Source organism: Lysinibacillus sp. TE18511, from assembly GCF_054062295.1.
Genome location: NZ_JBSSFD010000023.1, coordinates 37,651 through 51,429 on the forward strand (window position 1 = coordinate 37,651; position 13,779 = coordinate 51,429).

The window sequence follows — 13,779 nt, forward strand, 5'->3', positions numbered from 1 at the left end:
AGTGCATTATGCTCATTTATATTGTATACTTAAAAATGTATAAAAGTTAATGAAAATATATCGGGAAAACCTTGAGGAACGAGGTTTATCTCTATGCTTTACAGCTATTTACTTTATGCATCTTGTGTATTTAAACCAATTGCTTCTATATGCCACACTATTATGCAGTTAGTTAAATAGATAGTCAAGCGACTTTATATCTATGGTTTTTCGCACATAGTCAATAGCAAATTGCTGGACGAAATTGATAGTAGGAGGTTTTCATTTGGTTACAGTTCTCATTGCGATACTTTTACCATTTATTTGTGCTGCGCTTATTCCATTACTCTATAGGCGACTAAGGCGTATTACACATCTTGGTTGGTTTGTTTTATCTGTTCCATTCATTCTGTTTCTTTTACTCGCGCGCTACATTCCTCAAATTGCCGAGGGTAAAACGTTTATCCATACATATGAGTGGGTTCCCTCTTTTAATATAAATTTCTCAACTTACCTAGACGGACTAAGTATGATTTTTGGTTTGCTGATTACGGGTGTAGGTAGTTTAGTCATTTTATATTCTATTTTCTATTTATCAACGAAAGAATCACTTCATCATTTTTACTGCTATTTATTACTATTCATGGGCGCTATGCTTGGCGTCGTCTTTTCAGATAATTTAATGGTATTATACACATTTTGGGAGCTAACAAGTGTGTCATCATTCCTGTTAATTGCATTTTGGCATCATCGCAAAGCCTCTCGTGCTGGTGCAAGAAAAGCCATGACAATTACCGTTTTCGGTGGCCTTTCAATGCTTGCGGGCTTTCTAATGCTTTATGTAGCATCAGGGACATTTAGCATTCGTGAAATCATAGCCAATGTCGAGGTTATACGTGATCATACACTGTTTATCCCAGCGTTAATCCTTATTCTAATCGGTGCATTTACTAAATCCGCACAGTTTCCTTTCCATATTTGGTTGCCAGACGCGATGGAGGCACCGACACCAGTCAGCGCTTATTTACATTCGGCAACAATGGTAAAGGCCGGTATCTATTTAGTTGCGCGTTTTTCCCCAGTGTTTGGAGGCGAGGCTGTTTGGTTCTGGTTAGTCAGTGTGATTGGTCTTATAACGTTATTCTGGGGTTCATTTAATGCTGTGCGTCAAACAGATTTAAAGGCGTTATTGGCTTTTTCAACGGTTAGTCAGCTTGGTTTGATTATGAGTTTATTTGGGCTAGGATCAGTCGGCCATTATTACGGTTATGCTGAAAATTCTATACTTTATACGCAGGCAAGCTTCGCGGCGTTGTTTCATCTTATTAATCACTCTACATTTAAGGGCGCATTATTTATGATGGTCGGTATTGTCGATCATGAGGTGGGAACACGCGATATTCGCCGTCTCGGTGGTTTAATGGCCTTAATGCCTGTAACTTTTACAATTGCAGTTATTGGTAGTTTTTCTATGGCTGGATTACCTCCATTTAATGGCTTCTTAAGTAAAGAAATGTTTTTCGGTGCCGTACTAGCTATTCGTCATGTAGAAGCCTTTTCAATTACTGATTTGGGACTGTTATTTCCAATCGTGGCATGGGTGGCAAGTATCTTTACATTTGTTTACAGTATGATTTTAATAAGCCGAACGTTTTTCGGAAAACTACAGCCTGAAAAGATGGATAAAAAACCACATGAAGCGCCATTAGGCATGCTACTCTCGCCAATCATACTGTGCGTATTTGTAGTTGGAATTTTCTTCTTCCCTAATGTGCTAGGACATTATATTTTAGAACCTGCTATGGCGAGTATTTATCCAACATTCCCATCAACTAGTGAATTAACACCACATATTCATGCTTGGCATGGCATTAATGCAGAATTGCTAATGACTCTTGGTGTCATTATTATGGGGATTTTCTTATTTAAAACGTTAAACAGCTGGAAGCCTGTATATCGAATATTCTCTCAAAGATATGCGTTTAATACGTACTACAATCGTATGCTTGAGTTTAGTGAAAATAGTTCTACAAAGCTTACTAATCGCTATATGACAGGTAATCTAACACATTATTTTGTCTATATATATGTATTTTTTGTTGCCTTAATTGCGGGATATTTTATTTGGTCGGATACGATTGCATTTGATTTTGCGAAGGATTCTACAATTGAGTCTTATGAGCTCATTTTAGTGTTTGTGATGATGTTCGCAGCAGTATGGATGATTTTCGCCAAAGGACGTGTAACGGCGATGTTGTTGAATGGCGTGTTAGGCTATTCAATTGCGTTTTTCTTTGTTATTTTCCGTGCTCCTGATTTAGCGTTAACCCAATTAGTCGTTGAATCTGTGACAACTGCTTTATTCCTTCTTTGCTTTAAATATTTACCTGATTTAATGCCTGACGCCTCCCATAAAAAAGTGCAATGGTCTAAGGCAGTTATATCCATTTTCGTTGGTGCCACTGTTACATTAGTAGGCTTAGCGGTTGTCCATTTCGATCGCTTTGAACCAGTGTCCACTTACTTTAATGATTCCTACGAATTAGCGGGTGGTTCAAATATTGTTAACACCATATTAGGCGACTTCCGTGCATTTGATACGATGCTAGAAGTGGTTGTCCTTCTGATTGCTGGCTTAGGCGTGTATACACTAACGAAGCTAAAGCCACGAAAGGAGGAGACGGATCATGAAAATTAATGACGTTATTTTACGTACTGTTACAAAGACAATCGTATTCATTATTTTAACTCTTGGGATTTATCTATTCTTTGCAGGGCATCATGCTCCAGGTGGAGGTTTTATAGGTGGTCTCGTGCTTGCTTCGGGCATTGTTCTACTGTATTTAGCATATGACATTGAGACAGTGCATAAAGGGATGCCATTTGATTTTAAAAAAGTTGCAGCACTTGGCGTTTTACTGGCAACAGGCACAGCTATTGGCTCACTATTTTTTGATGTGCCGTTTCTATCGCAAGCTCATAGTTATATAAATGTGCCGATATTCGGGGAGATGGGCTTTTCGACTGTCACGCTTTTCGAAGCTGGCGTAGCTTTAACTGTTGTAGGTGTTGTGGTCACAATTATTTTAAGTATAAGTGAGGATGAATAGCCAATGGAGTCATTAATACTAGTTTTAGTGGGTGTATTAGTAGCTGTTGGGACGTACTTAATCCTCTCGAAACAGTTATTACGTGTGATTTTAGGAACGGCGGTATTATCGCATGCGGCGCATTTACTGATTTTAACGATGGGTGGATTGAAAAAGGGGAACGTACCACTCTTAGAAGAATCAGAAGGTCCTTACACAGATGCTCTACCGCAAGCCTTAATTTTAACTGCAATCGTGATTAGCTTTGCGGTGACGGCATTTGTACTTGTTCTAGGTTACCGAGTCTATAAAACGAACGGTTCGGCGAATTTTGATGAATTGAGAGGTACGCCGGATGAGTAATCTGATTGTTTTACCATTAATTGTGCCGATTATTACGGCAATTTTACTTGTGTTTTTACGTGAAAATGTTATGTTGCAGCGCATCATTAGTTTATTGACATTAAGCTTTGTTGTCCTCATTAGTGTTATTTTATTGCTAGAGATTCAGGACCAAGGCGTGATGCGTATTGATTTTAGTGGCTGGGCACCGCCATTCGGCATTTTATTTGTTGCTGATTCATTCGCAGTCTTACTTGTGTTAATGGCGAATATTGTCGCAGCCATTTGTTTGTTATATGCCATGTTCACAATCGGTAAGAGCTATGAAAAGATGTATTTTTACCCGTTTGTCTTGCTTATGGTAGCGGGAGTTAATGGCTCATTTTTAACAGGGGATATTTTTAACTTGTTTGTGTGCTTTGAGGTTATGTTACTTGCTTCTTATGCACTTATTAGTTTAGGTGGCGATAAAACTCAGCTACGTGAGGCATTAAAATATGTGCTGATTAATGTTGTTGCATCTTGGATTTTCCTAGTGGCATTAGCTTTTTTATATGGAACCGTTGGAACATTGAATATGGCACATATTTCTGTCCGTGTTATGGAGGCTGGGGCTGATCCCCTAATTACGACTGTAGCGCTCATTTTCTTAATTGTCTTTAGTTTGAAGGCTGGACTATTATTATTTTTCTGGCTTCCAGGCTCATACAGTGCACCTCCAACAGCTATAGCCGCACTTTTTGCAGCATTATTAACAAAGGTTGGAATTTATGCCCTTATTCGCACCTTTACATTACTTTTTCCAAATAACACTGAAGTGACGCATATGGTACTTGGAATTATGGCAGGGCTGACGATTATTGCTGGATGTATGGGAGCACTGGCAGGGAGAGATGTAAGAACAATTGCTTCTTATAATGTCCTTATTGGTGTTGGATTTATAGTAGCTGGTCTTGCCATCGGTACTGAGTCTGCCTTACAGGGCGTAACATACTATTTGATGCATGATATGGTGGCTAAAGCCATGTTGTTTTTAGCCGTTGGGATGATGATTTATGTTACTGGTGAAACGGTAATCGATAACATGAGTGGGCTTATTCGAAATTATCCTTTTTTTGGATGGCTTTTCTTTATTGTTATGTGTTCACTTGCAGGGATTCCACCGTTAAGTGGATTTTTAGGTAAGATTTTAATTGGACAAGGTGCAATTGAGGGCGGAAATTTTGTTCTACTAGGGCTAGGGTTTTTATCTAGTTTAATTGTTTTATATTCACTCTTACGAATATTCCTTTCCTCATTCTTTGGGGAAACAATTATTAGTTTAGAAGATGAAAAGCCGTTACCGAAGCGTATTGTATTGCCATTAACCTTGTTGGTAGCTTGTACAATTGGTTTAGGAATTGGAGCGGAATGGATGGCGCCATATGTAATAGATGCAGCAGAAACGCTCTACACACCATCAATCTATATTGATGCAGTGTTGGATGGCACAACATGGCAAGGTGAGGTGAATAAATAATGGCGATGCAATTTATCTTGAATTTATTTATCGCAACACTTTGGTTACTGTTACAAGATGAAGTGATCCCGCAGTTTTCGACATTTTTAATGGGGTTTATCGTAGGAATAGGGATATTATATGTCATGCATCGCTTTTACGGCACACAATTTTATTTGCGACGTGTGTTTTCGATTATAAAATTATTATGGCTCTTTAACTGGGAGCTCCTAATATCGAGTTACAGCGTGTTAAAACAAATTACTACGCCGAAACTAAATATTACTCCTGGCATATTTACGTATAAAACAGAACTCAAGGGAGATTGGGAAATAACAGCACTTGCGTTGCTCCTCACACTTACCCCAGGTTCAGTAGTGATGGAGGTTTCTGAAGAGGGCGATATGTTTTATATTCATGCAATGGATATTGAACAATCGAAAGAAGCTGTCATTCGTTCCATAGGAAAATTTGAACAAGCGATCATGGAGGTGACACGTTAATGATTGAAAAAATTTTACTGTTGGCGCTTGCATTATTCAGTGTATCTATTGCGTTATCGCTGTTTCGTGTTATTGGAGGTCCTTCGTTGCCTGATCGTGCCATAGCACTTGATACAATTGGTGTTAATTTACTGTCAGCAATCGCTATCGTTTCGATTGTATTGAAAACAAAGGCGTATTTAGAAGCCATTTTGATATTAGGTATTTTAGCTTTTATCGGCACCATAGCGTTTACGAAATATATTGAAAGAGGTGTGATTGTTGAACGTAGATCAAATGATTGAATGGGCGGCGGTCATCCTTATTTTGACTGGCTCCATTGTAAGTGTTATTAGTGCATTTGGGATGATTCGTTTACCAGACGTATACACACGCTCCCATGCTGCGACGAAAAGTTCGACATTGTCGGTCTTAACCTGTCTATTGGGCACGTTTATTTACTTTTGGGTGCATGACGGATATGTTAGTGTACGTTTAATTTTAGGAATTGTCTTCGTTTTTGTAACAGCTCCTGTGGCAGGGCATTTAATATGTCGCGCGGCGTACCGTTCTCGCGTACCTTTAGCGGAAGGATCTGGTGAAGACGAATTGAAATCTAAGCTATTCGCAGATGAAAAATAAGATAAGTAGCAGACCTCCAATTTTTGGGGGTCTATTTTTTTTCAGACAGCTAAGTTATTTTATGGAATTCTTGTGATGTAGGGATAATTATAGAGCAATTAGAAAATAGTAAGATAACGTGCATTCAAGGTGAGTTGGTTTTCAGGTTCGAATAAATTGATTTATCAGAAAATTTTGTGTATAATATTTTATCCAAAAATTTTTAGTTTAGCTTGATTATTGTTTAAAAAGAGTATATCTTAATTAGCAGATAGATTTTTTATTCTTAAAAGTGAATAAATATCCATTTAGCTATTTTCGAGAACTAGATTCTCATAAACAATAAAACATAAATAAAAGGAGATTGTTGAATATGAAGAACAAATTTTTCATGCTAATGCTCGTTCTAGTCATTGGTGTACTAGCGGCATGTGGCACAAAAGAAGATAAAGCGAATAATGCAAGTTCAAATGCTGACAAAGGCACAGAAGAAAAGCAAGTATTAAAAGTAGGTACATCATCTGATTATGCACCATTTGAGTATGTTGATGTAGCAAAAGGTGAAGAAATTATCGGTTTTGATATCGATTTAATTAAATTAGTTGGTGAAAAATTGGGTGTAGAAATGCAAGTTCAAGATATAGACTTCAACAGCCTAGTGCCAGCTCTACAAGCAGGTAAAGTTGATGTTGTTATTTCTGGAATGTCACCGAACAAAGAACGTGAAAAAGTTGTAGACTTCTCTGATAAATATAATCAAACAGAGCAAGTGATCATTGTAAAAAAAGATAGTGGTATTAAAAAAGAGGCTGACTTAGCTGGTAAAAAGATCGGTGTACAAACAGCTTCTATCCAAGAAAATTTAGGTAATACTATTGCTAAAGAAGTAGATGCAACAGTTGAAGGACGTACACGAATTCCTGAAATTATCCAAGACATGATGTCTAAACGTTTAGATGCTGGGATTGTAGAAAGTGGTGTAGCAAAAGGTTATTTGAAAACAAACGATGAACTAGAAGCGTTCCCAGTTAAAGAGCAACCTGAAGACTTCAAAGCAATCGCTGTTCAAAAAGGTAGCGATCTTAAAGATAAAATTAACAAAGCGTTAAAAGAACTAGAAGATGAAGGCAAAATTAAAGAGCTAGAAGAAAAATGGTTAAAAGTTCAATAAGCAGGTTGAAATGCGATAGCTCTATATAGGGCTATCGCTTGCGCTTTTCATTTCCTAAAAAAAGAACGAGAAAGGAGGGGACGCTGTGAATTTAGATTTTACAGCTATCATTCCCTCTATTCCTTATATATTAAAAGGAATAGGTGTTACACTTCAAATTGCAATCGGTGCATCAATCATCGGTTTTATAATTGGTATATTACTAGCTTTATGCAAAATTGGTAAAGTGAATGTCTTGCGCTGGTTTGCAGATTTTTATACATCGATTTTCCGTGGTACGCCGCTCGTACTACAATTAATGATTATTTACTATGCAGTGCCACAGCTATTAGATATTCAAATTGACCCAGTTCCAACTGCTATTATTGCATTCGGGTTAAACTCAGGTGCTTATATTTCTGAAATCATTCGTGGTGGTATTAATGCGGTGGATAAAGGACAGATGGAAGCGGCACAGGCACTTGGTATTCCATATGCAAAAATGATGAAGGATATTATTATCCCACAAGCCGTAAAAAATATATTACCATCTTTAGTGAATGAGTTTATTACATTAAATAAAGAAACAGCCGTTGTAACAGTTATTAGTGCACTTGATATTATGCGTCGAGCGTATATTGTAGGTGGCGCAACATATCGCTATCTCGAGCCTTTACTAATTGCAGGTGTAATCTACTACATTATGACGCTTGTATTAACGTTCCTTGGTAAACGAATTGAGAAAGGAATGAGAAAAAGTGATTAAAATTGAAGATTTACACAAATCATATGGACAAAATGAAGTACTAAAGGGTATTTCAACAGAAATTAAAGAAAAAGAAGTAATTGCCATTATTGGACCATCAGGATCTGGTAAATCAACATTCTTACGTTGCTTAAATTTGTTGGAGGAGCCAACGAGCGGAAAAATTACAATTGCTGGTGACGTCCTGACGGATAAAGGGACAGATATTATGAAGATCCGTGAAGAAGTTGGCATGGTATTTCAACATTTTCATCTTTTCCCTCATAAAACAGTACTTGAAAATTTAACATACGCACCGATCAATGTTAAGGGTATGGACAAGACAGCTGCTATCAAAAAGGCAGAAGATTTATTAACGAAGGTAGGTCTTTTTGAAAAGCGCAATGAATATCCAAACCGTTTGTCTGGAGGTCAAAAGCAGCGTGTTGCCATTGCTCGAGCGCTGGCTATGGATCCCAAAGTAATTTTATTTGACGAACCAACTTCAGCTCTTGATCCTGAGATGGTAAAAGAGGTATTGGCTGTTATGAAAAATCTTGCGGATACTGGTATGACCATGTTAATCGTAACGCATGAGATGGGCTTTGCTCGTGAGGTAGCGGACCGAATACTATTCCTTGATGGTGGAAAGTTGATAGAGGATGCATCACCAAAGGAGTTTTTTACAGCTCCGTCTACACAGCGTGCGAAAGATTTCTTAGAAAAAGTTTTATAAACAAGGTAACGCATTTAGACTTTCTAAAAGGAGTGTCTAAATGCGTTTTTTTGTATTTATATAAATTAGTCGGTGGATAGGAGGATCGAAGCGATGGAAAGAGGGGCCGAGGTGACGGAAAGGAGAGCCAAGGCAATGGATAAAGGAGTCAAAGTGATGGATAAAGCCGAAACGACGGATAGAAAGGCTGAAACGACGGAAAGAAGAGTCGAAATGAAGGATAGAAAGGCTGAAGTGACGAATAGAAGAGTAACTCAATGAGAATAATTTTGCGTTATTCTTTTTGTGCAATCTGTGGATTTTCAGAGCATTGACTTACAATTCGAACGTTTTACGCTTATAATAGAAGAGTCAGAGATTTTTCTGAAAAAGTAGCCACAAAGTGAGCGATTGCGATTGAAAAAATTATTATACGTAGTTTTCTTTCTTGTTTTTATAGTCGTTTTTTTGTACGTAAACAATCACTGGCTGGTTGTAAATAAGCATGTATTCGAATCAGAAAAAGTGCCTGCCAGCTTTGATGGGCTTCGCATAGTACAAGTATCAGATTTACATGATGCTCTCTTTGGTGACAATCAACAGAGACTGATAGCAGCGGTTAAAGCGACAAATCCAGATTATATTTTTATCACAGGTGATGTGATTGATAGCAATCGCTATGATTTGGAGCAAAGCCTACAGGCAGTTCGAGGGCTAGTTGAAGTAGCGGATGTTTATTATGTACTAGGAAACCATGAGGTAGCGACAAATAAGGTAAGTGAAATTTATGAGGCGCTCTCATCGTTAGGTGTACATGTAATGACCAATCAATCGACCGTGCTAGAGCGCAACGGGGAGCGCTTGGCGATTATTGGTATTGAAGATCCGCTAATGGGTAGATCGACGGAAGAAATGTTGGAGATTGCAACAGCTGGTCTTCCGGATGATATGCTAAAGCTGTTATTGGCGCATCGACCAGAAGTGTTTAATACGTATGTAAATCATGGTATAGATTTGGTGCTTTCAGGACATGCACATGGTGGGCAAGTTCGTATTCCTGGACTTGGAGGACTTTTTGCGCCAGGGCAGGGGCTATTTCCAAAATATACAGCTGGTGTCTACGAAGACGGAAAGACTAGGATGGTCGTCAGTCGAGGATTAGGCAATAGCACTGTACCATATCGCATTTTTAATCTTCCGGAAATTATTGTGATGGATTTAAAGAAAAAATAAGCACTGCGTGAATGCTACGCAGTGCTTTCAATTTGCTTTCGTTCAATACGTTTAACAAGGAAAATACTTAGCTCATATAAAATAATCATTGGTATTAATACGAGTAGCTGGCTAATAAAATCAGGTGGTGTCATGACAGCAGAACCGACCCCCATCGCGATATAAGACCAGCCTCGTATTTTTTTCATGGATTCAGCTGTTAATACACCGATGGATGATAAAAAGAGGGCTACTATAGGTAACTCAAAGAGTAGTCCAAGTGGTATGGTTGTCATAACTAAAAAATGCATATATTCACTTGCGGATATCATGACATCAAAATTAGTCGCTCCCACGCTTACTAAAAATGAGTAGCTGAGCGGATTCACAATAAAATAACCGAAAGCTACGCCTAGTAAAAAGAGTACAAGCATTATAGGTGCATAAAGACCAAGAAAACGACTTTCTTCTTCTTTTAACCCTGGCTTTACGAAGCTCCACAAAAAGTGAACTAGAAATGGCATGGAAAGCCCAAAAGCTAGCGTTGTGGAAATGGTCATGTAAAACTTGATGACCTCTAACGGACCTAAAATGATTAGTGAATGGCCTCGAGTTACAAAAGGAAACCAAATATTAATGGTGGAGAACACAATTATAAAAAATAGGATAAATACGATTAGCCCTTTAATAATTTGCTTTCGTAGTTCTGTAATATGTTCAAGCAATGATGTCACAGGAAAAAGCGGTTGATTAGCTGCAATATCCTGTTCGATTGTCTCTATTATTGGAACTTCAACAAAAGCCTCCACAGATGTGGGAGGCTCAGCTGCTTTCTTATCAAGAGGGCTTAAATATTTTCTTTTTCCGTCCTCATATGGATCCATAGGAAACCCTCCTACGAAGCATCAGATTTTTTTTCGACCTTTTTTGTAGGTTCGTCATCGTCATCGATAAGCCCCTTCGTAGATTTTTTAAATTCTGCAAATGTTTTACCTACTGCACCGCCGATTTCTGGCAATTTTTTTGGACCAAACACGATTAAGACAATCACTAAAATGATGATTAAGCCAGGTACTCCAATTGCTCCAAGACCTCCCATAAGTCTTGCCTCCTTTAATAAAATATTTAGCCTTATCAATTGCTTTTACACTAAAGAACCACTTGATTTACTATACTTTACAACACCCTCTGCGCAGCGATAAGCTAGTGCCCCTAAAGTACCTGTAGGGTTATAGCCGCTATTGTGAGCAAAGCTTCCGGCACTTACGGCAAAAAGATTTTCTACATCCCAATGTTGAAGATAATTATTGACGACGCCATCCTCCGGTTTTAAGCTCATAACTGTCCCGCCTGTATTATGTGTTGTTTGATACGGTACGATATTGTAATCAGTAATTTCAGCGTTTGGAACAACGGTTTTGGCACCCATTTCTTTCATAATGTCAGCTGCACGTGCTGAAATGTATTTATGAAGTGCACGATCTTGATCTGTAAAGTTGTATGTTAACTGCATTAAAGGTAAGCCGTAAGCATCCTTATATACAGAATCAAGAGACAAATAATTTTCCTTATGTGGCATCGAAGCACCTTGTGCACCTATACCGAATGAGCGTGTATAGTAATAAATCGATTGCTTTTTAAACTCTGGTCCCCATGCCGGTGTATCAGGAGGCGTTGGATTTGAGCCGATAGGGCGAGTCCCTGTTTGTGTCAAAGCTATATTTCCACCATGAATAAAATCTAAGTCACTATGGTCGAAATTATCGCCATTATAATCATCTAAGCTTACGCCGAGAGAACCCGCACCCATAAATGTGTTGAATTGCTCATCAAAGAACCCTACAGCTCCAGGGAGTATCTGATAGCAATAGTTTCTTCCTAGTGTTCCTTTTCCTGTAGCGGGATCATATCGTTCTCCGATTTTAGAAACCATTAATAACTTCGCATTATTAAAGACATAACTTGTAAGTACAACTACATTCGCGGGTTGAATAAATTCTTCACCAGATACCGTATCGACGTATTTGACGCCAGTCACTTTATTGCCTTGTTTTAAGATTTCGACAACGTTAGCGTTATAGCGTAAGTCGAAGTTACCTGTTTTTAATGCAGTAGGAACAACAGTAATTTCAGCAGATGACTTGGCACCATATTCACAACCGAAGCGTTCACAGAAACCGCAATATTGACAAGCATTAATTGTTTCACCATCAGGGTTCTTATAAACTTCTGATACGTTTGCAGAAGGAACCATGTAAGGTGATAGTTTAAGGTTTTTTGCCGCCTTTTCAAATTTTTCAAGCATGGGTGTCATTTTCATAGGCCCAGTAGGATAAGGATTTGAACGTTTGCCGCTAAATGGATTTTTGTCATCACCAGAAATACCTGTTGTTTTTTCGAACTTATCGAAATAGGGCTCGAGCTCATCGTATGTTAATCCCCAATCTTGTAATAAATAATCAGGTCCAAGCTTATTAGATCCATAATGTTTGTCTGTTAATGTCTTGATCTGGAAATCATATGGTAAGAAACGATAAGTCATGCCATTCCAGTGAGTACCAGCTCCTCCAAGCCCTTCACCGAGTAAAAAAGAACCAAGCTGACGCATAGGCAATGCTTTCATGTTGCGATTATTGCGGAAGGTTATCGTTTCCTTTGAAAGATTTTGCATTATATCGTAACGAATGGCGTAACGATACTCGTCGTGGATAGCCTGAAAATCCTCTGTGCCACGCTTTTGTCCACGTTCCAAACCAACGACCTTCAAGCCGGCCTTTGAGCACTCTGCAGCGACAATGCCGCCAGTCCATCCTACACCGACCGTTACAACGTCTACAGATGGTAATGTTGTTGCCATTTTCTACACCCCCGTATATTTAGTGGCTGCCTAATGAATTAGGCTCAATTTTTTGGAATTTCGGATTTTCGATTTGAGTAATATACGTCATTTGATGACCAGGGAAGCCTTTCATACGCCAGCCGTCCATATTACGATTTCCACCATATATTGGGTCAGAATAAGCACCCTCTAATGTTGCTGCGCGTAATAAAGTAAAGAAGAATGCAGATGTGACACCACTCATTTGCACTTCACCTTTCTGGAAGGCCGTTAAAATTTCATCCATTTGCTTGCCATCTAAATCATTAAAGCTTTTTTTGTAGCGATTCTGTGCTTCCGACTCCAGCTTTTGAACACCTTGCTTAAAAATTTCTGCACGTGTTAAACGACTCTGATAACCTTGTGTTGGAGCGCCCTCGCCAAATGGTCCATGCATATATTCTTTAGAATTACTTCCGTATTGCCCTGCTAGCTGATGATCGATAAAGTAAGGCACATCTAAGCCCTTTGCTCCTGGACCTAAATCATCCTCAGGGAAAATACGTTCAGTTGCATTTGTTAAAATATTAAAATCTCTTTGATTCATAAAAAACATTTTAGCTTTTGGCGAGCCAGTCTCTTCAGTAGCAGTTCCATGCTGACCATGCTCAAGCGTGGCAGTTCCTTTACCAGGCATGTTATAGCCTACAAGACCACCTATTAATCCACCGCCGACTAATGTGCCTGCTGCGATCCCTGTTGTTTTTAAAAAATCACGACGAGAAATATCTTTTTCAGGACTCATAGAAATCCTCCCCTCAAAATGTATAGAAACTATTCTATTTTTTATAATCAGCAAAAAAAGTAAATTATAATCAGGAAATGTTGGAAAAATATTTAATTTCATCCGATTGGTAAATTGGTTTGATGGTATCGAGATAAACTGTGGATTAATTGTGGATAATATGTTGGTAAATGCAAGCTCTTAGGAATTGATTATTTAAACTATAATCATCGATGGGGGAGATCGTAGCAATAGAACGTGCAGCAAGTGATGATGTGGATGAATGAAAAAAGGAGCTTCCCTAGCAACGGAGAGCTCCTTTTTTGTAATTTATCATCGAAAAG

Annotated in this window: 16 protein-coding genes; 12 read left to right on the plus strand and 4 right to left on the minus strand. The window is 38.4% G+C overall.

Annotated elements, in window-relative coordinates:
* The first annotated feature begins 265 nt into the window (after positions 1 to 265).
* The 12 genes from ACVWXS_RS16230 (at position 266) to ACVWXS_RS16285 (ending at position 9,854) form a co-directional block, all read left to right on the plus strand.
* Entirely contained in the window at positions 266 to 2,677 is a 2,412-nt protein-coding gene (locus tag ACVWXS_RS16230) for a Na+/H+ antiporter subunit A (protein WP_456959070.1), read from the plus strand.
* Entirely contained in the window at positions 2,667 to 3,089 is a 423-nt protein-coding gene (locus tag ACVWXS_RS16235; protein WP_374964228.1) for a Na(+)/H(+) antiporter subunit B, read from the plus strand. Before ACVWXS_RS16230 ends, ACVWXS_RS16235 begins: the two co-directional genes overlap by 11 nt.
* Positions 3,090 to 3,092: 3 nt before the next feature.
* Positions 3,093 to 3,431, plus strand: a complete 339-nt coding sequence (locus ACVWXS_RS16240) for a Na(+)/H(+) antiporter subunit C (protein ID WP_068986129.1) — start codon at positions 3,093 to 3,095, stop codon at positions 3,429 to 3,431.
* A complete protein-coding gene (locus tag ACVWXS_RS16245) occupies positions 3,424 to 4,929 on the plus strand; it encodes a Na+/H+ antiporter subunit D (protein WP_456959072.1) in 1,506 nt (501 codons plus the stop codon). Before ACVWXS_RS16240 ends, ACVWXS_RS16245 begins: the two co-directional genes overlap by 8 nt.
* The gene (locus ACVWXS_RS16250) at positions 4,929 to 5,411 is read left to right on the plus strand and encodes a Na+/H+ antiporter subunit E (protein ID WP_402989457.1); all 483 of its coding nucleotides are present in this window, start codon (positions 4,929 to 4,931) and stop codon (positions 5,409 to 5,411) included. Before ACVWXS_RS16245 ends, ACVWXS_RS16250 begins: the two co-directional genes overlap by 1 nt.
* On the plus strand, positions 5,411 to 5,695 hold the full coding sequence (locus ACVWXS_RS16255) for a Na(+)/H(+) antiporter subunit F1 (RefSeq protein WP_456959074.1): 285 nt from the start codon (positions 5,411 to 5,413) through the stop codon (positions 5,693 to 5,695). The genes ACVWXS_RS16250 and ACVWXS_RS16255 overlap by 1 nt, the downstream gene beginning before the upstream one ends.
* Entirely contained in the window at positions 5,673 to 6,032 is a 360-nt protein-coding gene (locus ACVWXS_RS16260; RefSeq protein ID WP_456959076.1) for a Na+/H+ antiporter subunit G, read from the plus strand. The genes ACVWXS_RS16255 and ACVWXS_RS16260 overlap by 23 nt, the downstream gene beginning before the upstream one ends.
* Positions 6,033 to 6,384: 352 nt before the next feature.
* Positions 6,385 to 7,182 carry a transporter substrate-binding domain-containing protein gene (locus tag ACVWXS_RS16265; protein WP_456959078.1) on the plus strand — a complete coding sequence of 266 codons (798 nt, stop codon included), beginning with the start codon at positions 6,385 to 6,387 and terminating at the stop codon, positions 7,180 to 7,182.
* Positions 7,183 to 7,267: 85 nt separating this feature from the next.
* On the plus strand, positions 7,268 to 7,927 hold the full coding sequence (locus tag ACVWXS_RS16270; protein WP_368638042.1) for an amino acid ABC transporter permease: 660 nt from the start codon (positions 7,268 to 7,270) through the stop codon (positions 7,925 to 7,927).
* A complete protein-coding gene (locus ACVWXS_RS16275) occupies positions 7,920 to 8,642 on the plus strand; it encodes an amino acid ABC transporter ATP-binding protein (RefSeq protein ID WP_456959080.1) in 723 nt (240 codons plus the stop codon). Before ACVWXS_RS16270 ends, ACVWXS_RS16275 begins: the two co-directional genes overlap by 8 nt.
* A gap of 93 nt (positions 8,643 to 8,735) precedes the next feature.
* The gene (locus tag ACVWXS_RS16280) at positions 8,736 to 8,903 is read left to right on the plus strand and encodes a hypothetical protein (RefSeq protein ID WP_456959082.1); all 168 of its coding nucleotides are present in this window, start codon (positions 8,736 to 8,738) and stop codon (positions 8,901 to 8,903) included.
* Between the two features lie 135 nt (positions 8,904 to 9,038).
* Positions 9,039 to 9,854 (plus strand): metallophosphoesterase, encoded by an 816-nt coding sequence (locus ACVWXS_RS16285; RefSeq protein WP_456959084.1) that lies wholly within the window; start codon positions 9,039 to 9,041, stop codon positions 9,852 to 9,854.
* Positions 9,855 to 9,868: 14 nt separating this feature from the next.
* On the opposite strand, the gene tatC is transcribed toward ACVWXS_RS16285, so the two are convergent.
* Genes tatC through ACVWXS_RS16305 form a run of 4 tightly spaced genes read right to left on the minus strand, consistent with a single transcriptional unit; the run spans position 9,869 to position 13,456 of the window.
* Entirely contained in the window at positions 9,869 to 10,717 is an 849-nt protein-coding gene (tatC, locus tag ACVWXS_RS16290; protein WP_456959085.1) for a twin-arginine translocase subunit TatC, read from the minus strand.
* Positions 10,718 to 10,728: 11 nt separating this feature from the next.
* Positions 10,729 to 10,932, minus strand: coding sequence for a twin-arginine translocase TatA/TatE family subunit (tatA, locus tag ACVWXS_RS16295; protein WP_068986118.1), 204 nt, complete (start codon positions 10,930 to 10,932; stop codon positions 10,729 to 10,731).
* Positions 10,933 to 10,977: 45 nt separating this feature from the next.
* A complete protein-coding gene (locus tag ACVWXS_RS16300) occupies positions 10,978 to 12,690 on the minus strand; it encodes a GMC family oxidoreductase (protein WP_456959088.1) in 1,713 nt (570 codons plus the stop codon).
* A 19-nt stretch (positions 12,691 to 12,709) separates the two neighbouring features.
* Entirely contained in the window at positions 12,710 to 13,456 is a 747-nt protein-coding gene (locus ACVWXS_RS16305) for a gluconate 2-dehydrogenase subunit 3 family protein (protein ID WP_456959090.1), read from the minus strand.
* Between the last annotated feature and the right edge of the window lie 323 nt (positions 13,457 to 13,779).

Coding starts and splice junctions, on each gene's coding strand:
- ACVWXS_RS16235 (WP_374964228.1), top strand. CDS start 2,667: ATGAAAATTAATGACGTTATTTTACGTACTGTTACAAAGACAATCGTA.
- ACVWXS_RS16240 (WP_068986129.1), top strand. CDS start 3,093: ATGGAGTCATTAATACTAGTTTTAGTGGGTGTATTAGTAGCTGTTGGG.
- ACVWXS_RS16245 (WP_456959072.1), top strand. CDS start 3,424: ATGAGTAATCTGATTGTTTTACCATTAATTGTGCCGATTATTACGGCA.
- ACVWXS_RS16250 (WP_402989457.1), top strand. CDS start 4,929: ATGGCGATGCAATTTATCTTGAATTTATTTATCGCAACACTTTGGTTA.
- ACVWXS_RS16255 (WP_456959074.1), top strand. CDS start 5,411: ATGATTGAAAAAATTTTACTGTTGGCGCTTGCATTATTCAGTGTATCT.
- ACVWXS_RS16265 (WP_456959078.1), top strand. CDS start 6,385: ATGAAGAACAAATTTTTCATGCTAATGCTCGTTCTAGTCATTGGTGTA.
- ACVWXS_RS16280 (WP_456959082.1), top strand. CDS start 8,736: ATGGAAAGAGGGGCCGAGGTGACGGAAAGGAGAGCCAAGGCAATGGAT.
- tatC (WP_456959085.1), bottom strand. CDS start 10,717: ATGGATCCATATGAGGACGGAAAAAGAAAATATTTAAGCCCTCTTGAT.
- tatA (WP_068986118.1), bottom strand. CDS start 10,932: ATGGGAGGTCTTGGAGCAATTGGAGTACCTGGCTTAATCATCATTTTA.
- ACVWXS_RS16300 (WP_456959088.1), bottom strand. CDS start 12,690: ATGGCAACAACATTACCATCTGTAGACGTTGTAACGGTCGGTGTAGGA.
- ACVWXS_RS16305 (WP_456959090.1), bottom strand. CDS start 13,456: ATGAGTCCTGAAAAAGATATTTCTCGTCGTGATTTTTTAAAAACAACA.